The sequence below is a fragment of the Rhizobium sp. Leaf384 genome, assembly GCF_001424065.1.
Lineage (GTDB): Bacteria > Pseudomonadota > Alphaproteobacteria > Rhizobiales > Rhizobiaceae > Ferranicluibacter.
This window is the reverse complement of record NZ_LMQE01000001.1, coordinates 577,505-597,038: the sequence shown is the minus strand read 5'-3', so window position 1 is coordinate 597,038 and position 19,534 is coordinate 577,505. Positions and strand designations below refer to the sequence as shown.

Here is a 19,534-nt window from a genome sequence, read left to right as displayed (position 1 = left end):
GATTGAGCAACCTGGGTATCAATCGCTTCCGTTTGGTTCTTGCATTTGATGGATCGGATCAAAGATGAAACGATCCGGGTCCAAAATCCATCGTTTAAAGATCAATTCGTAGGGCGTGAGGCCTTTTAGAGCCTGACCGAAAAAGAGTTGAGTGAAATCAGCCAGTTGTGATTCTGTTTGTTTGCTTAGGACGAACGGAGACCACAATGGGCTGGACTGATTTCGCCCGTCGGCAATATGCCCGACGCGCAATGCGGTATGCAAGCGATCTGACGGACCGGGAATGGGGATTGATCTCCCATTGCCTGCCTGGACCCAGGCCGCTGGGCAGGCCGCGCAGCACCGATCTTCGCGAGGTCGTGAATGCGTTGCTTTACATCGCCGCGACAGGGTGCCAGTGGCGGATGATGCTCAGAGATTTTCCGCCTTTTACAACTGTGCAGTCCTATTTCTACGAATGGCGAGCGACAGGGTTATGGGGTCGGATCAACCATCATCTTGTGATGGAGGCGCGTGAACTGGAAGGCCGAGAAGCCTCGCCGTCTGCGGGCGTGATCGACAGTCAAAGCGTTAAAACCACGGAAAGCGGCGGAATTTCGGGCTATGACGCGGGCAAGAAGATCAAGGGACGCAAGCGTCATATCGTCGTCGACACGCTCGGACTGATGGTCGGCCTCATGGTCCACAGCGCCGATATTCAGGATCGCGACGGCGCGCCTGCCGTCCTCAAAACCATTCTCAAGCGCTGGCCGTGGCTGAGACATATCTTCGCCGATGGTGGTTATGCCGGACCGAAGCTGAAAGGCGCACTGCAAAAGATCGCTGCGTTCACTCTCCAGATAGTCAAGCGTACCGACAAGGCCAAGGGCTTCGAGGTTCTGCCGCGTCGCTGGGTCGTGGAGCGCACCTTCGCGTGGCTTGGCAGATGCCGATGATTGGCGAAGGATTGGGAAAAGTCCATCGCATCAGCCGAGGCCTGGATCACTATCGCCCACATCCGGGTCCTGACACGACGCTTGGCAAGGTACGGATATTGTTGAAACCTTTTCGAGTCAGTCTCTTAGTGTCCTGAGCCCTCGCCCGTAGTTATAGGTATAAATGAGGTCGGCGAGATGCGTTTTGAGTTGATCGTGATCGTCGCAGTAGAAACGCTTGACGGTTGCTTCCTTGATTGTTCGGTTCATTCGCTCGACCTGTCCATTGGTCCATGGGTGCTTCACCTTTGTCAGCCGGTGTTCGATATTCTGCTACACGTCATGCCCGGCTTCGTCTCTTGCGCGATAGACCTTCCGGCGTATCCGCGTCCGCTCAACAGATTGAAGAAGCTTTCAGCGACGGCATTGTCATTGCAGTTGCCCCGTCGGCTCATCGAATGAACCAGATTGCGGCGCTTCAGGAACGCTGCCCAGTCCATACCGGTGAATTGCAATCCCTGATCCGAAGCACTAGAAGCTTTTCCTTTGGCCTTCGCCTCCAGACAGCCATTAGCAGCAACGTCGAATTGACGGTCCGGAGTGTTGTCGATGACAATGGAAGGCCTGCCGCCATAAACGCCGGGACGGCGCTTGTAGTCGATCTAAGCCTTTATCCCAGCAATCCGCGTCAGACGTGCAACCCGGTTGGGGCAGCATGTCTCGCCGTGATCGAGCAGGTCGTCATGAAGCTTGCGCCTATCAGCGATTGCGTAGCAATCGCCTGTCGGCGAAAGGATACCCGTAGACCTTGTCGCTCTCTTCCCAAGCTGTTTGGAGCAGATTGATCTGCCGCTTTTCCTCAAAGGCAGGCATGCTCAAGGGCATCCGCAGTCAGGCATAAAACCCGCTGCGATGGACGCCCAATAGGCGGCACATCATTCGCACCGAGAGCCGCTGTTGATGCTGGGCAACGAACGCGTACTTCACTTTGCATCCCTGGCAAAATACGCGATCTCTTTCTTTAATATGTCGCGCTCCTCCGTGACCCTCGCCAGTTCTTTTTCAAGCTGCCTGATCTCGTCGGACTGGTCGTTACCCTAGTTCCCAAACGCAAGGAGAACTTCTTCCACTCATAACGCGAGTGCTAGGGCTAATGCTCAGCCGCTGCGAAACCTTCGCAACAGGATAGCCCCGTTTCCTGATCTGGCGCACCGCGTCGCGCTTAAACTCTTCGCTGAAATTCGATTTGCTCATGGTGATCTTCTTGCTTCAAAATTAGGAAAGAAAGCGTCTACAAATCTCGAGGCTATTCAATCTTCATCAATCTCCTCGATCGTAAGGTCCGAGGGAATTCTACCTTTGCAGCTCGCTACATGCCGGGGGATTACCGACTCACCGGCCATAGCCGCGTAATTTAAACCAAATGATGTCCGGCAAAATCGAGGCAGATCAGGCTTATCGAAACAATCCAGCCGGACGAATGCGCAAGCCATCTCAAGAGGACACGATATGTTTCCGTCAGAAGGTGAAACGCTCTTTGGGCTCTCGCAGAGATTGACCTTACTCTTTGAATTAAGATAAACAAGAACTCGATATGCGTTTTCTCATCACTGGAACAGCCGGTTTCATCGGATTTTATGTCGCAAAGAAACTTTTAGATCAAGGCCACTTCGTCGTAGGTTTTGACGGGATGACGGCCTATTACGACATTGAGCTGAAGAAGAAGCGGCATGGCATTTTGGCGCTGTCGAATGGATTCAAACCGGTCATCGGGATGTTGGAAGACGAGGCGGCTGTCAATTATGCTGCCGATCTAGCCGAGCCTGACGTCATCATTCATCTCGCAGCGCAAGCTGGCGTTCGCTACAGTCTAGAAAACCCGCGCTCCTACGTAGAATCCAACGTTGTTGGTTCCTTCAACATTCTCGAAACGGCTAGAAGGCGGAAGCCGCGGCATCTGCTGTTGGCCTCAACCTCGTCGGTCTATGGTTCCAACGAGAAGGTGCCTTTTGCCGAAAGCGATAAGGCTGACGAGCAGATGACCATCTACGCGGCCACGAAGAAATCCATGGAGCTGATGGCCCATAGCTACGCGCATCTGTTCGATGTTCCGACCACCGCCTTCCGCTTCTTTACCGTATATGGCCCTTGGGGCCGGCCAGATATGGCGCTTTTCAAGTTCGTAGACGCGATCCGCAACGACCGCCCGATTGACATCTACGGCGAGGGGCGCATGAGCCGCGATTTTACCTACGTCGACGATCTCGTCGAGGGCATCGTCCGTCTAGTCGGTGTCGCGCCGAATGAATCCAACCGGGTGATTACGAAGGGTGTCAACGATACCCTGTCGAAGCATGCGCCCTTCCGCGTAGTCAATATTGGCGGCGGTCAGCCGGTCGAACTCCTCCGCTTCGTCGAAACTATCGAGACGATGATAGGCAAGACAGCGGTCTGCAACATGCTTCCCATGCAGCCGGGCGATGTTCCCAGAACCTATGCATCCCCGGATCTCCTTGTCGCCCTAACCGGATTTCGTCCGGACATCTCCCTGGAGATCGGCGTCGCGAAGTTTGTCGAGTGGTACCGGACGCAGTATTCATGAGCATGTAGTCGCTGTTGATGCCCGCGCGGTGGCGTGTCTGAACATCTGTTTTCTTCATGCTGTGGACTGGGACGGCATCTAAGAAAAGACTTGCGCGATGCGTTCGATCTGGCAGCGGCCGTGATCAAAAGATCTGCTGGCCAGAAATTGCGTTCAAGGCAAAGGTTCACACATAATATGGATGACCTTGCTGCCGCGTCACAGGATGCTGTCAAAATAGATCACCTTCGATGTCGGACGGGTCGTTTCTAGGAGGGATGCCGCTGCGAGCAAAGTCACGTGAACCGGCAAAATGCCGCCGGTTCATGGTTAAATTGTGCGCTGCATAGATGATTGTCACCGCCTATCCGTTGCCGGCTCTACAGAGCAAACCGGAGCCGGCGGTTCTCGCCGGACTGGATCTTGATCCAGGAGATGCCCCCCTGACGGAAAGGCCGGATCCGGCTGGTGCGATTGTCGAGGACGAGATCGCCATCGGATCTTTTGACGACGAGGACAGCGTGCCTCTTGCCTTCACGGGTGCCGGCGACGGCGAGGCGCAGTGCCGTGGCGGACCAGCCAAGCGACATCAGCTTGCGTTTCTTGGTGATGCCGATGTCCTCGCAGTCGCCGGCCGAGACATCAGCCTGCCAGACATCGCCCATCGTGCCGATCCGGTCGTTGACGGGGACGATCGCGACGTTGACGGCGCGGTGACGTGCTGCAGCTCCGCATTCTTTTCCGAGGTCAGCCTGACGATGGCCGCACTCCAGCCGACCTCGCAGTCGCCGGGGTTCTGCAAGCAGAAGCGGATCTGCGCGAAGGGCGCCAGCGTTAAGCCCTTTTGCTGGAGATAGAGGGCAGGGTTCACGAAACCGACCCCGCGGGAGAGTTCGCCAGCGGTGCAGCGACAGCCTGGAAAAGGACCATCATGGGTGCCGTGACGGAGAAGGCCAATATGAGATGTCTGAACATACTGTTCTCCAATTCTGGCGACTCCATGAAGCGTATCTCGGCGTTTCCAACCGGCGCCGTGTCTGGCGCTTTTCGTTTCCTGTGCGATCACCCTAGCAGCGAGATTTTACACGCCGTTTTCCCGGATGCTTAAAATCTGAAAGGTGCATCGTTTTCGGAATGTCGCGTCCGTTTTGCGATCCTGACCGCCCGGCCGCTGCCGGAACGCGCGATTGAAAATTCCGGCAAACGCGGGTAGAACCCGGGCATGCAATGGACCGATGAGGCCATAATCCTTGGCGTAAGACGTCACGGCGAGACGTCGGTCGTCGCCGAAGTGATGACGCGGGCGCGGGGTCGGCATCTCGGTCTGGTGCGCGGCGGGCGGTCCCGTAGCCTGCAGCCCGTTCTTCAGCCGGGCAACGCCGTAGAGATTACATGGCGCGCCCGATTGGACGAACATCTCGGCGAGTTCCGGATGGAGCCGCTCGAACTACGGGCGGCGCGTCTCATGGAGACGGCAGCCGCCGTCTATGGGGTGCAGGCGATGGCGGCCCTGCTGCGCCTGCTGCCGGAGCGCGATCCGCATCCCCACCTCTTCACGTCTCTGTCCGTCATCCTCGACCATCTACATGATCCCCGGGATGCCGGAGAGCTGTTCGTGCGCTTCGAGATCGCCTTGCTCGAGGATCTGGGCTTCGGGCTCGATCTCGCGCGTTGCGCGGCGACGGGTACGCTCGAGGATCTGGCCTTCGTCTCGCCGAAGTCCGGCCGCGCCGTCAGCCGCACCGCGGGACTGCCCTACGCCGACCGGATGTTCGCGCTGCCACCGTTCCTGTCCGTCGAGGGGCGGGCGGCCGATCGGGAGAGCCTGGAGGATGCGCTGCGCATGACCGGCTATTTCCTGCACCGGCATGTCTACGAGCCGCGCGGCATCGATGTTTCCGCCGCCAGGAACGGCTTTGTTCAGGCTGCGCTGAAGGCGCTCGGCCCGGGTCGATCCCCGGTCGACCCTCCGACGACAGGCGATCAGCTGCGCGATCCCCCATCTCTTTGAAGCGATTCGTATCCTCGCGAGAGATTCCCGCCGTGCCCGTCTTGGTTTCTGCGGGAAGGACGATAAGTTGCCGTCTTTCCGTATCGCCTCCGGCAGCGCTTGCTTCCGGGGTCTGTGTGACAGGTGCCCATGCCCGAACTCCTCGTCCTCGCCGCCTTCATCTTGTCGTTCCTCGCCTTCGCCCGGACCCGCCAGGCGAACGAACGGTTCACCCGAGACATCGCCTTCCTCCAGTCCGAGGTTGCGCGTCTTTCGGCCGAACGGCCGCCTGCGCCGCCTGCGGACGCCGTTGCGGCAGATGGCGAATTGACGGACGCGCGGATCGACGCAGCCGATGACGTCCGGCCGAGCGAGCCTGTGAGCGAGCCCGCAAGCGAGCCGGAAACCGTGCAGGCCGCACAGATCTCCGCCGCGAGCGAGGACGCCGAACCCCAGACGCCGCGCGAATCCTTCGAAAGCTGGCTCGGCGCACGCTGGGCGGTCTGGGTGGGCGGCATCGCGCTGGCGCTTGGCGGCATCTTCCTCGTCAAGGTGTCGATCGATGCCGGGCTGCTGAGCCCCGCCGTGCGCCTGGTGCTCGCCGCCCTGTTCGGCGCGGCCCTGATGGCCGGCGGCGAGATGATTCTGAGACGGGGCTCTCTCGAGGGAGCCAAGCGGTTCGGCAATGCCATGATCCCCGGCATCCTGACGGCGGCCGGCGCGGTGACGCTGCTCGGTGCGATCTTCGCGGCCCACGCAGTCTACGCCTTCATCGGGCCGACGACCGCCTTCGTTCTCATGGGCCTCGTCTCGTTCCTCGTGTTGTTCCTGTCGTTGCGCCATGGACAGGCGCTGGCCGGGCTGGGTCTCGCCGCCTCGCTCGTCACGCCGCTCCTGATCGACGCCGACGATCCGTCGCCCTGGAGCCTCTTTGCGTTTCTGGCGCTTGTATGGCTCGCGTCCATGGCCGCGGCGCGCATCGGCCGCTGGCGTTTCGTGCCGGCCTTTGCCAATATCGGTCTCGCGCTCTGGGGCACGATCTATCTGATCGCAGACGATCCCGCCGTAACCCTTCCGGTCTCCCTCGCGCTGCTTGTCCTCATCGCGGGCCATGCCTTCGTCTGGCCGGCCAAAGCGGATGACGCGGAGCCGGAAGCCGTCGAAGAGGCTCGGTCCCTCTCGGCTTCGGACCAGCCCCGCACGGATGAAGCGGAACCTACGGGTGAAGCAGACCCCACGGGTGAAGCTGACCCCACGGGTGAAGCTGGGGAGGCCGCAGCGCTACCGCCCACCCGCCAAGCGGCGCCTTGGCGCCGCCTCCTGCTGCCGCGCCATGCTCCCGTCATGATCACCGGTGCCTTTGCCGTGCTGATGACCGGCCTCTCGCTCATCGGCCCGCTGACGGAGACGGACGGCAATCCGACCTTCGAGTTCGTTTTGGTCACAGCCGCCCTCGGGCTGCTCGGCGCGTTTCGCGCGCGGGCCGGCGTGGCCGCCCTTGCGGCGGGGCTGATGGCCGTGCTCGGCGTCTCCACGCTTGCCACCCTGCCGCAGCTGCTGGAGCTCTCCAGCGTCGGGATCGTCGCCGACAGGCCGTTCTCGACCTCGCCTCTGGCGGCGTTCAGCCTTGCCGCCATCTTCATCGCGCTCTGCGCCTTCGCCCTCCACCGTCATGCGGGAAGGCCGCGTGTTGCGGTCCTCTGGACAGGGCTGGCGGCGATCACGTCGGTCGCCTGCATCGGGCTGTCCTTCCTGATGCTCGGCACCTATGCCTTCGATCCGCTGCATGGCTTCGCCGCAACGGTCGCTGCCGTCGCCTTCCTCGCGCTTGCGGAGCGGGTATCCCGCCGGGACGCGAACCTGCCTCCGGTCGCGCTCGGGTTGCTGCTGGCCGGCGCGCTTGGCCATCTCGTGATTGCCGCCCACGCCCTGTCCGACGGTTTGTGGACCGTTCTCGCCATGGCGGCGTTTGCGGGCGCCTTCGTCGCCGCGACGCAGGTTCGAAACTGGGCGGCGCTTCCCTGGGTGGGCGCGCTCGGCTTCGTGCTGGTGCTTGTACGGCTCGGCTGGGAACCGACCGTGGTCGGGCCGCTGGCGCTTGGACGCACGCCGGTGTTCAACGCGCTGCTGCCGGGATATGGCATTCCTGCGCTTCTTGCGCTCTGGTCGGCCTACAGGCTGCGCGATTGGCCGTCCGATCCCCTGCGCAACACGCTGCAGGCCATTGCTAGCCTGTTCGCCCTGCTGACGCTCGCCATTCTCGTGCGACACGCCATGAACGGCGGACAGCTTCAGGGCGGGGCGCCGTCGCTGGCCGAACAGTCGATCTATACGCTGCTGGTCATCGGGGGCTCCGCGATCCTGATGCGGCTCGATCTCAGCCGTCCCGGCTCGTTCCTGCGCTATGGCAGCATCGGCCTTGGCGTCCTCTCGCTGCTGATGACGCTATCGGCTCATCTCATCGCCCTCAATCCCTATCTGACCGGGGAAATGCTCGGTCCTTATCCGCTGTTCGATCTCTTGTTGATCGGCTACCTCCTGCCGGGTCTCGCCTATGCCGGACTTGCGCGCGTGGCAGTCGGCCGGCGTCCGCCCGCCTTCGTCGCGGCGCTAGCGACGGCGGCCGCCGTGCTCGCCTTTGCCTGGGCCACGCTGTCGGTCCGCCGCGCATGGCAGGGACCGGGGATCGCCGACTGGAAAGGCTTTCTTGCCGGCGAAACCTATACCTATTCGGTTGTCTGGCTCGTGCTCGGCGTGGCGCTGCTCGTCGCAAGCCTCCGCTTCCACAGCCGCAGCATGCGCATCGTCTCCGGCGTGCTCGTCTTCGTGACGGTGCTCAAGGTCTTCCTGTTCGACATGGCCAATCTGGAAGGATTGCTCCGGGCGCTGTCCTTCATCGGCCTCGGCATCGTGCTCATCGGCATTGGCCTGTTCTACCAGAAGGTCCTGACATCGCGGCCCAAGAAACCGGACGATGCGCCGTCGGTCACAACGGCCCCCTGACGAGTGGCATGACAAGGACGAGCGACATGACAAGCGCCCTGCCGGACCTTGCGGCTGCCTTCGCCCAGTTCGAACACCTAGCAGGGGCCTTGCTCGCCGAAGGTGCGGCGGGCGACGACGGGTCGCACGATGCGGCGCACCTGATCCGCGTCTGGCGCAATGTAGGCCGCCTGCAGGCGGAGGAGGGTGGCGACCTGCGTCTCCTGTGCGCCGCCGTTCTCCTGCATGACGGGGTGGCGGTCGAGAAAAACGCGCCGGACCGGGCAAACGCCTCCCGGCTGTCGGCGGAGAAAGCCAGCAGTCTCCTGGCCGGTCTCGGCTGGAGCGCGTCGGATATCGCAGCCGTTGCCCATGCCATTCTCACCCACAGCTTCTCGGCCGGCCTCCCGCCGGAGACGCTGGAGGCCCGGATCCTTCAGGACGCGGACAGGCTCGATGCGATCGGCATGATCGGTGCCGTCCGCTGCTTCTATATCGCGGGTCGCCTCGGCAGCGGTCTCTACGATCCGCTCGATCCCCTGGCGCTCGATCGTCCCCTCGACGACAAGGCGTTCGCGCTTGATCATTTCGCGGTCAAGCTGTTCAAGCTGGCGGCCGGTTTCCAGACCGAGAGCGGCCGACGGCTGGCTGCGGAGCGGGAAGCGCGACTGCGCGCCATCGTCGACATGCTGATGCAGGAGATCGGCTGATCCCAGACATCGGCGCTCCGGACAGGCGCTGTTTCGAGCGTCTCGACCTTTTCAAGCGTTAACCGCGACTTCTGAAAGGAGACGCGAATATTTGACTTGGCGGCATCGCGATGGTGTTGTGTCCTGGAGTTTCCCTCTTGAAGACGTGACCGGAAGGGGCTGCCAGCGGGATGTCCATGCGCGCCACCAGACACATTGCGAGCCTCGACGGCCTGAGAGGCATGGCCGCCTTTCTGGTGGTGATGTCGCACGTCGCTCTTCTCTATCCCCATCTGCCAACGTGGTTTTCGCTCAATATCGGCGCGGAATCGGTCGAAATCTTCTTCGCGCTCAGCGGCTTCCTCATGGCCAGCCTCTATGCGGCGCGTCCGCTCGATCGGCAGGCGGCCGCGGATTATCTCGTCCACCGTTTCGCCCGCATCTATCCGGTCTATCTCGTTGCCGTTCTGTTCGTCGTGTTGCTGTCGTCCGTTCCCGGCCTCGACTACATCCACGCGATTCACGGTCACGTCGAGATCCTCCGGCATGTCGTCATGCTCGGCTCGTCCGGCGTCTTCTGGTCGGTGCCGCCGGAAATCCAGTTCTACTTCTTTTTCCTTCTCGTCTGGCTCTGCCTGTCCGACCCTCGGAAGTATCGGTTTCTCGCCGCGTTCCTGGTGGGCTGCCTCCTGGTCGATGCCGTCTTCGGATTTCCGGGACCCGGGATCCTGTTGCCGTCCAAGATCCATTTCTTTCTGTCAGGCGTTGCGGCCGGGCTTCTCTTTGCGTCCGGCCGCCTGACGCCCACCGGCCCGGTGGTCGGCCTCGCGACGCTGGGCCTGCTCGGCTTCGTCTTCCTGTCGAAGATCCTGATGTTGCGGGACCAGCATGATGGCTGGGGGCTGGCAATGGCCGCCACGGCGGGAATGATCGTCTTTCTGACGGCACAGGAGCACGCCCTGTCGAAAGCCGTGCTTGCAAGCCCGCCCTTGCGGTTTCTGGGCAAGATCAGCTTCTCGCTCTATCTCTTCCACGTGCCGGTCATGTTCCTGTCCATGAAGACGCTCGGCCTGTTCCTGCCCGGCGCCGTTTCGGTCGTGCTGGCCATCGGCGTTGCCGTCGTCTTCGCCACCTTCTCCTACCATCTGATCGAGGACCCGGCCCGCCGCAGGCTGGTCGAGTTCTGGAAACAGCACGCACGACGGAGCCGGACCGCGGCCCGTCCTGGAGACCTGCCGGCGCGGGACGCGAAGGGACGGGATATGCAGGACGGATTGGTATCGACGGCGTGATGCCCCAGCGGCTAGAAGAACGGCCTTGAAGCCCGCAAAGGACTGCCGCGATGCCCCTCAAGCCGACAGTGACCCTCAACGCCCGTGTCGCCGCTCTCAATATCCACCCGCTGAAGAGCGGTCGGGCAATCGCGGTCGAGCAGGCCGATGTCAGGCTCGACGGCTTTGTCGGCGATCGCCGGTTCATGCTGGTCGATCCCGAGGGGAGCTTCATCACGCAGCGCGAGCTTCCGTCACTGGCGCAGGTGACGGCGGTGGCGCAGGCCGGCGGCGTTCACCTTACGATGGGCGATGCCACCTTGTCGGCTTCGTTTGTCGGTGAACGGCGTCTGACGGTTCGTGTCTGGTCGAGCGTGGTCGATACGGCCTGCGCCGACGATGCGGTCAACGCGACCCTGTCCTCCTGGCTCGCCCGCCCGGTCCGTCTGGTCTTCATGGATGACAGGGCCGAGCGAAGCCTCGGTGCGGAATGGGCCGGAGAGCCGGCAGCGGTCGGGTTTGCCGACGGGTTCCCGCTCCTGATCACCACGACTGGTTCGCTCGACGCCCTCAACCGGACGCTCGTCTCGATGAACCAGCCCGCCGTCGGCATGGATCGATTCCGCACGAACATCGTCATCGATCACGACGCGGCCTGGGACGAGGATCTCTGGGAAGCGGTCGAAATCGGCGGCATCCGCTTCGATCTCGTCAAACCGTGCGCTCGCTGCGTGGTGACGACGCAGGACCAGGAGACGGGCGAGCGGACGGGTGGAAACCCCATCGAAGGCCTGCGCATGGAGCGGCTGTCGGCCGACCGACGGGTTCCCGGCGTGGTGTTCGGATGGAATGCCGTGCCGCGCGGCACGGGTCGTATCGCGCTCGGCAACGCTGTCCGCCTACTGTCGACCCGGAACGAGCGGTGGCCTATGAAGCGTCGCGGCTGATCTCACGGGCGCCCGGGCTCGGAAGAGAGCGCGGCCGAGGGTTGGCGAGAGGCGCCTCGACGCGCGAGGCACGCCAGCGCCGGTGGGCGACCAATGCCAGCTTGCCGAGCGCAAGGCCCACGATGCTGCCGATCGACTTCACAACAGCGTCGGAAATCTCCGCATGCCGGGTGGGTGAAAGCCACTGCATCATCTCGATGAACATGGCGGCCGCGACCAGGAACAAGGCGAGAGAAAGCCATCGGCGCGGATAGGCGATCGCGAAGATCGCGCCTGCCAGCGCGAAGGCGCCAGCCCGGTCGAGACTGACATCCGTGACGGTATGCGGTCGCCACCCGATCGGCGAGACCGTGACGAAGACCAGGACGAGAAGAGCAGCCCAGGCGGCCGCTCGGAGCAGGGAACGAAATGTCATGAAAACGTCATAGACCTTGCGGGCGCATGTTGCAATGCACACGGCTATTCGCGCCTGCAGCATGTCGAGTTGCGTGCCTCTTCGCGTCTGATCAATCCGATTGATCCGAGCGTCACGCAATTTCACTTTCGATCCCGCGTCCGCTCGCCTAATCTTGCGACTTCGCCTCGCCCTCCACGGCACATTCTCCGGAGCCCGACCATGTCCGCCGCCATCCCGTCCGCTGCCGCCGTCGCGCCCCGCCGTGGCTTGCCGTGGCTCATCATCCTTTCCGGCTCGCTGGTCGCGATGCTCACCTTCGGGCCGCGCTCGGCCATGGGGTTCTTCCAGTTGCCCATGCTGGCCGATCTCGGCTGGGACCGCACGACCTTCGGTCTGGCCATGGCCCTGCAAAACCTGTGCTGGGGGTTGAGCCAGCCGTTCTTCGGCGCCGTCGCCGACAAGTACGGCACCTGGCGGGTGCTCGCCATGTCCGGGGTCCTCTATGCCACGGGCCTGATCGTCATGGCGTTCGCGACCGCCCCGGTCTTCCTGCATGTCGGGGGCGGCGTTCTCGTCGGCCTTGCCGTGGGGGCAGGGTCGTTCGGAACGGTTCTCTCGGCTTTCGCCCGCAATGTCACGCCGGAGCAGCGCTCCATGGCTTTCGGCATCGGGACGGCTGCCGGATCGGCCGGCATGTTCCTGTTCGCACCGCTGAGCCAGGGCCTCGTTTCGACATTCGGCTGGTCGGACAGCCTCGTTTACCTCGGGCTGATGATGCTGATCGTCCCGCTCGTCGCCATTCCCCTGCGCGGGAACGCCGCCTCCGGTTCGCAGAGCCCCTCGGCCTACAAGCAGTCGATCGGGGCAGCGCTGAAGGAAGCGCTCGGCCACAAGAGCTATCTCCTCCTCGTTTCCGGCTTCTTCGTTTGCGGCTATCAGGTCGCCTTCATCACCGCACACTTCCCCGCCTATATCGGCGATATCGGCATCGATGCCCGCTACGCCGTCATTGCGCTCGCGCTCATCGGCTTTTTCAACATCATCGGCTCGCTGTCGGCCGGCATCATCGGGCAGCGGTTTTCCAAGCCCTATTTCCTGTCTCTGATCTATATCGGCCGCTCCATTGTCGTATCCGCCTTTCTCCTGCTGCCGCAGTCGCCGCTGACCGTCATTCTCTTCGCCATCGCCATGGGCCTGCTCTGGCTGTCGACGGTGCCGCCGACGAATGCCTTGGTGGCCATCATGTTCGGGACACGCCATCTCGGATTGCTCGGCGGCATCGTCTTCCTGTCGCACCAGCTCGGCTCGTTCCTCGGCGTGTGGATGGGAGGGTATCTGTACGATCACTTCGGCTCCTACGATCCGGTCTGGTGGATCGGCGTCGCGCTCGGACTTTTCGCAGCGCTCGTGCACTGGCCCATTGAGGAAAAAGCTGTCGTGCGCCCGGCGATCGCGTGATGCCGTCAGTTATGCTCGAGATGATAAAAAGTCACCGCGGCTGGCTTGATCTCTGTCACAAAACTTTCTAATTGAGCAGGACCGGCACCGCCGGTTTTGTTTTGGCTTGTTTATGCTCATTTCGAGCATATGTGCTGCCCTGGTGGAGCGGCGGAAGGCGAGGCGGCATGACACAGATGGTTCATCGAGGACAGGGGCCCGTGGCTGCCGCGCGGCCGACCGCTGCCGAGCGCTTCGGCGTCCGTCCCCTCCCGGATCTCACCTTCACCTCCGAGGTCGCCCGGGAGACGGAGCATCTCTATGCGAAGGTCCGCGATTTTATTCCTGCCTTTGAGTGGCCGGTCTATGCGCCCTATGTCGCGGCCATCAACCGGTTGAAGCGGGAGCGGAACGCCGTGATCCTGGCCCACAACTACCAGACACCGGACATCTTCCACTGCGTCGCCGATATCGTCGGCGATTCGTTGCAGCTGGCGCGCGACGCGACGCGGGTCGACGCGGATATCATCGTCCAGTGCGGCGTGCACTTCATGGCCGAGACCTCGAAACTCCTCAATCCGCAGAAGACGGTTCTCATTCCCGATTCCCGTGCCGGCTGTTCGCTCTCGGACTCGATCACCGGGGCCGACGTCCGCCTTCTGAAGGCGCGCTATCCGGGCGTTCCGGTCGTCACCTACGTCAACACCTCCGCCGACGTTAAGGCCGAGACCGACATCTGTTGCACCTCGTCCAACGTCCTTGCCGTCGTGGAAAGCCTGGAGAGCGACACCGTGCTCTGCATCCCCGACGAATACCTGGCGATGAATGTCGCCCGGCAGACCCGCAAGACCATCCTGACCTGGAAGGGACATTGCGAGGTGCACGAGCGCTTCACGGCGGCCGAACTCCTTGCCTACAAGGCCGCGCATCCCGGCATCGAGATCATCGGGCATCCCGAATGCCATCCGGACGTCATCGCGGTCTGCGACTTTGCCGGGTCGACCGCCGGCATGATCGGCTATGTCAAGGACAAGCGGCCGCCGAAGGTGCTGCTGGTCACCGAGTGTTCCATGGCGTCCAACATAGAGGCGGAGGTCGAGGGCGTCGACTTCGTCAAGCCGTGCAACCTCTGTCCGCACATGAAGCGCATCACCTTGCCGAAGATCCTCGACAGCCTGCTGACCATGACGGACGAGGTTGTGATCGATCCGGATATCGCCGACCGTGCGCGGCTTGCCGTGGAGCGGATGATCAACCTCAAACAGTAAGTCCGACGGCGTCGCATCGTTGCCGGGGACAACACGGCGGCGTTTGCGGGACCCAGGACGGCCCGATGACGACGGCGGAGGAAAACGCCATGCTGACCGATCATTTTCGTCCCCAGTCCTTCAACGGCATCGATGACGTCGTCATCGTCGGAGGCGGGCTCGCCGGCCTGTTTTGCGCGCTGAAGCTCAGTCCGCGTCCGGTCACCGTGCTCGCCGCCGCGCCGATCGGCCACGGCGCATCCTCGGCCTGGGCGCAAGGCGGGATCGCGGCGGCCATGAGCCCGGGCGATACGATCGACAGCCACGTCGCCGACACGCTGGCCGCCGGCGCCGGCATTGTCGACGAGAAGATGGCGCGTGGCATGGTGTCGGAAGGCCCGGCCCGCATCCATGATCTCCTCGCCTATGGCGTGCCCTTCGATCGCGATCTGGAAGGGCACCTGCTGCTCTCGCGCGAGGCGGCGCATTCCGAGCGCCGGATCGTCCGCGTCAAAGGGGACATGGCCGGGCGCGCCATCATGGAGGCGCTGATCGCCTCCGTCCGGGCGACGCCGTCCATCCGCGTGCTGGAGGGGTATGTCGTGGAGGACCTGATCCGCGAAGGGCGCTTCATTGCCGGCGTGATCGCACGGCCTGATGCCGGGCAGTCCCGAACGCGCATCGTGTTTCCGGCACGGGCCGTCGTCCTCTGCTCGGGCGGGGTCGGTCACCTCTTTTCGGTCACCACGAACCCGCGGGAGGCGAGCGGGCAGGGCGTGGGCATGGCGGCACGCGCCGGCGCCATCATCGCCGATCCCGAATTCGTCCAGTTTCACCCGACCGCGATCGATGTCGGCCGCGATCCGGCCCCGCTTGCCACCGAAGCCCTCCGCGGGGACGGCGCCCACCTCGTCGACCGGAACGGCCGCCGCTTCATGCTCGACATCCACCCCGATGGCGAACTGGCACCGCGCGATATCGTGTCGCGCGGTGTTTTCGCCGAGGTCGCCGCCGGCCGTGGCGCCTTCCTCGATTGCCGCACGGCCGTGGGGGCGCATTTCCCGCAGGCCTTCCCCACGGTCTATGCGTCCTGCAGGGCGGCTGGCATCGACCCGGTGACGCAGCCGATCCCTGTCGTGCCCGCGGTCCACTACCACATGGGCGGCATTCTCACGGATGCCGAGGGCCGCACCTCGATCGACGGTCTGTGGGCGGCGGGCGAGGTGACATCCACCGGCGTCCATGGCGCAAACCGGCTCGCCTCCAATTCGCTCCTGGAAGCCGTCGTCTTCGCGGCCCGCATCGCGGAGAACATCCAGGGCATGCTTCCCGCGCCGCGCCAGGGAAACTGGGCCGGCAATGCCGGTGAGAGCGACGATCTGGTGACCATCGAGGACAGCCCGCAACTGCGCGAGCTCCGCCGCATCATGTCGGCCCATGCCGGCGTCGTTCGGGATCGCGCGGGCCTGATGACCGCTGCGCGCGCCATTGCCGCGCTGGAACGCAACACGCCGCGATTGCGCTTCAGCAATATCGTCACGACCGCCAAACTGATCGTCGCCGGCGCTCTGACGCGCGAGGAAAGTCGCGGTAGTCATTTCCGCCGCGACTTTCCCGAGCCGAGCGCCCGGTGGAAGCGCCGAACCTTCATGACCCTTGCGGAAGCCGACCGGATCTTTGCCGACGTGACGGAAACCGCCTTCGCCTGAACGTCCGTGCTTCCAGCTCCTTCACGCCCCAGTTTGCCAAGAGACCGCCGATGACCGCCCATCCACCGTATCTTCCCCCGCTGATGATCGACGAAATCGTTCGTGCCGCCCTGCTCGAAGACCTCGGTCGGGCCGGCGATATCACCACGGCGGCCACCGTCGCTCCGCATCTCACGGCAACGGCCACCCTGAACGTCCGGGACGCGGGCATTGTGGCGGGGCTCGACCTTGCGCGTGCCGCCTTCCGGCTCGTGGACCCCGCTCTGACCTTTGCAGCGCTTGCGTCCGACGGCGATCGCGTGCCGGCCGGCACGTCCATCGCCCGGATCTCCGGCCCGGCACGCGGGCTTCTCTCGGCGGAGCGGGTGGCACTGAACTTCCTCATGCATCTGAGCGGGATAGCCACCACCACCGCCCGGTATGCCGATGCCATCTCCCACACCCGGGCACGGGTCTGCTGCACGCGCAAGACCTTGCCGGGGCTTCGTGCGGTCGAGAAACACGCCGTGCGGCTCGGTGGCGGGTCGAACCACCGCTTCGGCCTCGACGACGCGATCCTGATCAAGGACAATCACATCGCGGTCTGCGGCGGTGTGGCACCGGCGATCCGCACGGCCCAAGCCTATGCCGGGCATCTGGTCAAGGTGGAGGTCGAGGTGGACGGGTTGGACCAGATGCGGGATGCGCTGCGGGAAGCGCCTGACGCGATCCTGCTCGACAACATGTCCCCGGACGTCCTGCTCGAGGCGGTCGCGCTCAATGCTGCGCATTGGATGCTCTCCGCCGATCTCTATCCGACCGACAGGCGGCGCACGCGGCTCGAGGCGTCGGGAAACGTCGATCTCGGGACCATCGCCGCCATTGCCGAGACGGGGGTGGACTATATCTCCACGTCGAAGATCACCATGGCGGCGCCGACGCTCGATATCGGTCTCGACATCGGGATCGGCGCCGATTGACGGGACGGCCGCGGCGGTGCCTCGACGCGCGTGCTGCGTGTCCGGGTGTCCGAGCAGAACGAACCGCCGGGAACGGCTGCGCGATAGACGAAACGGAGACGGCATTTGAGCGACATCTGGATGTTCATCCTCATCGGCTTTTTCGCGCAACTGGTCGATGGCGCGCTCGGCATGGCATTCGGCGTTCTCTGCACCACAGCCCTTCTCGCCTTCGGCATGCCGCCGGCGGTCGCAAGCGCCATGACGCATATCACCGAGGTCTTCACCACGGCGGCGTCCGGCGCGTCGCATGCCTGGCATCGGAATGTCGACTGGAAGCTCGTCGCGCGGCTGGCGCCGGCCGGCATGATCGGCGGCGTTCTCGGTGCCTATGTGCTCTCCAACATCGACGGCAAGGTCATCGAGCCCTTCGTCTCCGTCTACCTCATCCTCATCGGCATCTATATTCTCATCAAGGCGTTCCGGCCGACATTCACACGGGAGGTGCACGACCGGATGGTGCCGCTGATCGGCTTTGCCGGCGGCAGCCTCGACGCGGCCGGCGGCGGTGGCTGGGGTCCGATCGTCACGACCTCGCTCATCGGCCGCGGGCACCATCCGAAGAAGGTGATCGGCTCCACCAGCCTCACCGAATTCGCCGTAACGCTCACGATCTCCGCAACCTTCATCGTCACGCTCGGCTGGTCGCAGCTCGACGCCGCGGTCGGTCTCATCATCGGCGGGGTCCTGGCCGCACCCGTCGGGGCGTATATCGTCAAGCACCTGCCGGTCCGGCCCTTGATGGTCGCCGTCTCCTTCGTCATCATCGTGACGTCCCTCATCCGTTTCTTCTGATCTTCTGCTCCCCGGCTGCTCGCGCACGCCTCACGCGGTTGTGTGGGGAACATCGCGCGGGCGGGCGGCGTTGCGTCCATGCGGGTCTGCGAATACGCGGCTTCGTTTCCCGGACATCGGGATCATCAGGGAAGGAACATCATGACGTCAGCGCTCATCACTTTCACGGCCGCCGCGCTTGCGGCCACCGTCGCCGCCGCGGTCCCCGCCGCCGCCCAAATGCAGTCCCAGACGGCCATGGCCAGCTTTGTCGGCAAGGACGACAAGGAAACCGGGCGTGCGGTCCTGACCGCCGGCAAGCACGGCGTTCTCATGGAGGTCGAGGTAACGGGCCTGCCGGCGGGAACCTGGGTCGCGTTCCATGTTCACGAAACCGGAAAGTGCGATCCTGCCCACGCGCATGAATCCGCGGGTGGCCACTTCAATCCGGAAAAGACGGAGCACGGCTTTCTCGCCGCCAACGGCCCGCATGCCGGCGATATGCCCAATCAATATGTCGGTGCGGACGGCACGCTGCGCGCACAGGTGTTCAACACCATGGTCACGCTCGACGACAAGGCCAATGGCATTCGGGGACGGGCCCTGATGATCCACGCCAAGCCGGACGACAACCGCAGCCAGCCGTCCGGCGATGCAGGCGAGCGTCTCGCCTGCGCCGTCATCCGATAACGTCGTCGGTATCTAAACTACGAACCCAGCGGACCGGGGCTGTCGCCCCGGTCTTCGTCTGTCTGGGATTCCATCGGCAGGTTCGGTTCAGGCTTCACCGCAAACTCGTCCTTGACGCGCTTCAGCATGCTGCGGGTCGTCGCCCACCAGTTCGGCGTCGAGACCCAGTAGCGCAGCGTGACGCTGGCCCCGTCGCCGGAAAGCTCGGAGATGAAGACGGCCGGTGCCGGTGTCTTCAGCACGTTTTCGTTGCCCTTGGCGATGTCGAGAAGTCGCTGCATCGCGCCGTCGAGATCGCGGTCGGCGCCGACGGAGATGGTCAGGTCGTGCTTGCGTGTCGGCAGACGGCTGAAATTGCGCACCGGCGTATTCCACAGCGTCGAGTTGGGCGCGAGCCGATAGACACCGTCGGAATCCACAAGCTCCGTCGCGAACAGTCCGATCTCGCGGATGGTGCCGGTCACGCTGGACGTCTCGATGGATTCGCCGACCCGAAAGGGCCGGAGCACGAGAAGCATGATTCCTGCGGCAATGTTCTGCAACGTGCCCTGAAGCGCGAGACCGACGGCCAGGCCGGCAGCGCCTAGAGCTGCGATGATCGAGGCCGTCTGCACCCCAAACTGGCCGAGCACGGTGACGAAGACCAGCACCAGCAGGGCATAGCGGATAATGTTGGAAAAGAACCGGGCCAGCGTCTCATCGATCCCGTGCACCCGCTTCAGACCGGCATAGGCCCAGTTGTGCAAGAGACGCGCAATGAGCCAACCCGCACAGAGCAGCACCAGGGCGCCCACGATCGAGAACGAATACTGCACGGCCAGGGCGGATGCCTGGCTGAGCGCCGTGCGGGTCGCAAGGATGACGTCCGGCTGTTGTGCTTCCATGAAAGGCCCTCTTCGTTGGAAGGA

General features: G+C 63.4%; 15 protein-coding genes and 4 pseudogenes. 13 read left to right on the top strand and 6 right to left on the bottom strand.

All coding sequences use genetic code 11. The features are described 5' to 3' along the window. Positions 1 to 18: 18 nt before the first annotated feature. Positions 19 to 165, bottom strand: a pseudogene (locus ASG25_RS23335) (IS481 family transposase); the annotation flags it as partial. A gap of 41 nt (positions 166 to 206) precedes the next feature. Between ASG25_RS23335 and ASG25_RS02875 the strand changes: the two are divergent. Then, a pseudogene (locus ASG25_RS02875) lies at positions 207 to 1,040 on the top strand (IS5 family transposase). Positions 1,041 to 1,058: 18 nt separating this feature from the next. Here ASG25_RS02875 and ASG25_RS22045 read toward each other — a convergent pair. Both ASG25_RS22045 and ASG25_RS23330 read right to left on the bottom strand, forming a co-directional pair. Beyond that, positions 1,059 to 1,241: pseudogene (locus ASG25_RS22045) on the bottom strand (integrase core domain-containing protein); the annotation flags it as partial. Positions 1,242 to 1,250: 9 nt separating this feature from the next. Next, positions 1,251 to 2,168 (bottom strand): annotated as a pseudogene (locus ASG25_RS23330) (IS3 family transposase); the annotation flags it as partial. A gap of 340 nt (positions 2,169 to 2,508) precedes the next feature. Here ASG25_RS23330 and ASG25_RS02865 point away from each other — a divergent pair. Beyond that, a complete protein-coding gene (locus ASG25_RS02865) occupies positions 2,509 to 3,516 on the top strand; it encodes an NAD-dependent epimerase/dehydratase family protein (protein WP_062468985.1) in 1,008 nt (335 codons plus the stop codon). A 359-nt stretch (positions 3,517 to 3,875) separates the two neighbouring features. On the opposite strand, the gene ASG25_RS23325 is transcribed toward ASG25_RS02865, so the two are convergent. Continuing rightward, positions 3,876 to 4,268 (bottom strand): transglutaminase-like cysteine peptidase, encoded by a 393-nt coding sequence (locus ASG25_RS23325; protein ID WP_277996161.1) that lies wholly within the window; start codon positions 4,266 to 4,268, stop codon positions 3,876 to 3,878. A gap of 449 nt (positions 4,269 to 4,717) precedes the next feature. Here ASG25_RS23325 and recO point away from each other — a divergent pair, with 449 nt between their 5' ends. The 5 genes from recO to ASG25_RS02835 all read left to right on the top strand — a co-directional run bounded on the left by recO (position 4,718) and on the right by ASG25_RS02835 (position 11,374). Then, on the top strand, positions 4,718 to 5,506 hold the full coding sequence (gene recO / locus ASG25_RS02855) for a DNA repair protein RecO (protein ID WP_062468978.1): 789 nt from the start codon (positions 4,718 to 4,720) through the stop codon (positions 5,504 to 5,506). Between the two features lie 129 nt (positions 5,507 to 5,635). Then, on the top strand, positions 5,636 to 8,488 hold the full coding sequence (locus tag ASG25_RS02850; protein WP_062468974.1) for a DUF2339 domain-containing protein: 2,853 nt from the start codon (positions 5,636 to 5,638) through the stop codon (positions 8,486 to 8,488). A 26-nt stretch (positions 8,489 to 8,514) separates the two neighbouring features. Then, positions 8,515 to 9,177: an HD domain-containing protein gene (locus tag ASG25_RS02845; RefSeq protein WP_062468971.1), complete on the top strand. Its 663-nt coding sequence runs from the start codon at positions 8,515 to 8,517 to the stop codon at positions 9,175 to 9,177. Positions 9,178 to 9,353: 176 nt separating this feature from the next. Beyond that, the gene (locus tag ASG25_RS02840; RefSeq protein WP_162242157.1) at positions 9,354 to 10,448 is read left to right on the top strand and encodes an acyltransferase; all 1,095 of its coding nucleotides are present in this window, start codon (positions 9,354 to 9,356) and stop codon (positions 10,446 to 10,448) included. A 50-nt stretch (positions 10,449 to 10,498) separates the two neighbouring features. After that, the gene (locus ASG25_RS02835) at positions 10,499 to 11,374 is read left to right on the top strand and encodes an MOSC domain-containing protein (protein WP_062468965.1); all 876 of its coding nucleotides are present in this window, start codon (positions 10,499 to 10,501) and stop codon (positions 11,372 to 11,374) included. Here ASG25_RS02835 and ASG25_RS02830 read toward each other — a convergent pair. Continuing rightward, a complete protein-coding gene (locus ASG25_RS02830; protein WP_082479988.1) occupies positions 11,355 to 11,789 on the bottom strand; it encodes a VanZ family protein in 435 nt (144 codons plus the stop codon). The two genes, ASG25_RS02835 and ASG25_RS02830, sit on opposite strands and share 20 nt — an antisense overlap. Before the next feature lie 201 nt (positions 11,790 to 11,990). Here ASG25_RS02830 and ASG25_RS02825 point away from each other — a divergent pair, with 201 nt between their 5' ends. From ASG25_RS02825 to ASG25_RS02800, 6 genes are all read left to right on the top strand, one after another. Then, the gene (locus ASG25_RS02825; RefSeq protein WP_062468963.1) at positions 11,991 to 13,229 is read left to right on the top strand and encodes an MFS transporter; all 1,239 of its coding nucleotides are present in this window, start codon (positions 11,991 to 11,993) and stop codon (positions 13,227 to 13,229) included. A 167-nt stretch (positions 13,230 to 13,396) separates the two neighbouring features. Beyond that, positions 13,397 to 14,476 (top strand): quinolinate synthase NadA, encoded by a 1,080-nt coding sequence (gene nadA, locus ASG25_RS02820; protein ID WP_062468960.1) that lies wholly within the window; start codon positions 13,397 to 13,399, stop codon positions 14,474 to 14,476. 89 nt (positions 14,477 to 14,565) lie between these two features. Beyond that, a complete protein-coding gene (locus ASG25_RS02815; protein WP_062471988.1) occupies positions 14,566 to 16,164 on the top strand; it encodes an L-aspartate oxidase in 1,599 nt (532 codons plus the stop codon). Positions 16,165 to 16,214: 50 nt separating this feature from the next. Next, on the top strand, positions 16,215 to 17,123 hold the full coding sequence (nadC, locus tag ASG25_RS02810; protein ID WP_062468957.1) for a carboxylating nicotinate-nucleotide diphosphorylase: 909 nt from the start codon (positions 16,215 to 16,217) through the stop codon (positions 17,121 to 17,123). A gap of 120 nt (positions 17,124 to 17,243) precedes the next feature. Continuing rightward, a complete protein-coding gene (locus tag ASG25_RS02805) occupies positions 17,244 to 17,957 on the top strand; it encodes a sulfite exporter TauE/SafE family protein (protein ID WP_062471985.1) in 714 nt (237 codons plus the stop codon). 141 nt (positions 17,958 to 18,098) lie between these two features. Next, the gene (locus ASG25_RS02800) at positions 18,099 to 18,626 is read left to right on the top strand and encodes a superoxide dismutase family protein (protein ID WP_062468954.1); all 528 of its coding nucleotides are present in this window, start codon (positions 18,099 to 18,101) and stop codon (positions 18,624 to 18,626) included. 17 nt (positions 18,627 to 18,643) lie between these two features. On the opposite strand, the gene ASG25_RS02795 is transcribed toward ASG25_RS02800, so the two are convergent. Then, on the bottom strand, positions 18,644 to 19,510 hold the full coding sequence (locus ASG25_RS02795) for a mechanosensitive ion channel domain-containing protein (RefSeq protein WP_082475673.1): 867 nt from the start codon (positions 19,508 to 19,510) through the stop codon (positions 18,644 to 18,646). Positions 19,511 to 19,534: the final 24 nt, after the last annotated feature.

What these genes read in the sequence shown, in the direction of transcription:
- ASG25_RS02865 (WP_062468985.1), top strand. Translation starts at nt 2,509, where the DNA reads ATGCGTTTTCTCATCACTGGAACAGCCGGTTTCATCGGATTTTATGTC.
- recO (WP_062468978.1), top strand. Translation starts at nt 4,718, where the DNA reads ATGCAATGGACCGATGAGGCCATAATCCTTGGCGTAAGACGTCACGGC.
- ASG25_RS02850 (WP_062468974.1), top strand. Translation starts at nt 5,636, where the DNA reads ATGCCCGAACTCCTCGTCCTCGCCGCCTTCATCTTGTCGTTCCTCGCC.
- ASG25_RS02845 (WP_062468971.1), top strand. Translation starts at nt 8,515, where the DNA reads ATGACAAGCGCCCTGCCGGACCTTGCGGCTGCCTTCGCCCAGTTCGAA.
- ASG25_RS02840 (WP_162242157.1), top strand. Translation starts at nt 9,354, where the DNA reads ATGCGCGCCACCAGACACATTGCGAGCCTCGACGGCCTGAGAGGCATG.
- ASG25_RS02835 (WP_062468965.1), top strand. Translation starts at nt 10,499, where the DNA reads ATGCCCCTCAAGCCGACAGTGACCCTCAACGCCCGTGTCGCCGCTCTC.
- ASG25_RS02830 (WP_082479988.1), bottom strand. Translation starts at nt 11,789, where the DNA reads ATGACATTTCGTTCCCTGCTCCGAGCGGCCGCCTGGGCTGCTCTTCTC.
- ASG25_RS02825 (WP_062468963.1), top strand. Translation starts at nt 11,991, where the DNA reads ATGTCCGCCGCCATCCCGTCCGCTGCCGCCGTCGCGCCCCGCCGTGGC.
- nadA (WP_062468960.1), top strand. Translation starts at nt 13,397, where the DNA reads ATGACACAGATGGTTCATCGAGGACAGGGGCCCGTGGCTGCCGCGCGG.
- ASG25_RS02815 (WP_062471988.1), top strand. Translation starts at nt 14,566, where the DNA reads ATGCTGACCGATCATTTTCGTCCCCAGTCCTTCAACGGCATCGATGAC.
- nadC (WP_062468957.1), top strand. Translation starts at nt 16,215, where the DNA reads ATGACCGCCCATCCACCGTATCTTCCCCCGCTGATGATCGACGAAATC.
- ASG25_RS02805 (WP_062471985.1), top strand. Translation starts at nt 17,244, where the DNA reads ATGTTCATCCTCATCGGCTTTTTCGCGCAACTGGTCGATGGCGCGCTC.
- ASG25_RS02800 (WP_062468954.1), top strand. Translation starts at nt 18,099, where the DNA reads ATGACGTCAGCGCTCATCACTTTCACGGCCGCCGCGCTTGCGGCCACC.
- ASG25_RS02795 (WP_082475673.1), bottom strand. Translation starts at nt 19,510, where the DNA reads ATGGAAGCACAACAGCCGGACGTCATCCTTGCGACCCGCACGGCGCTC.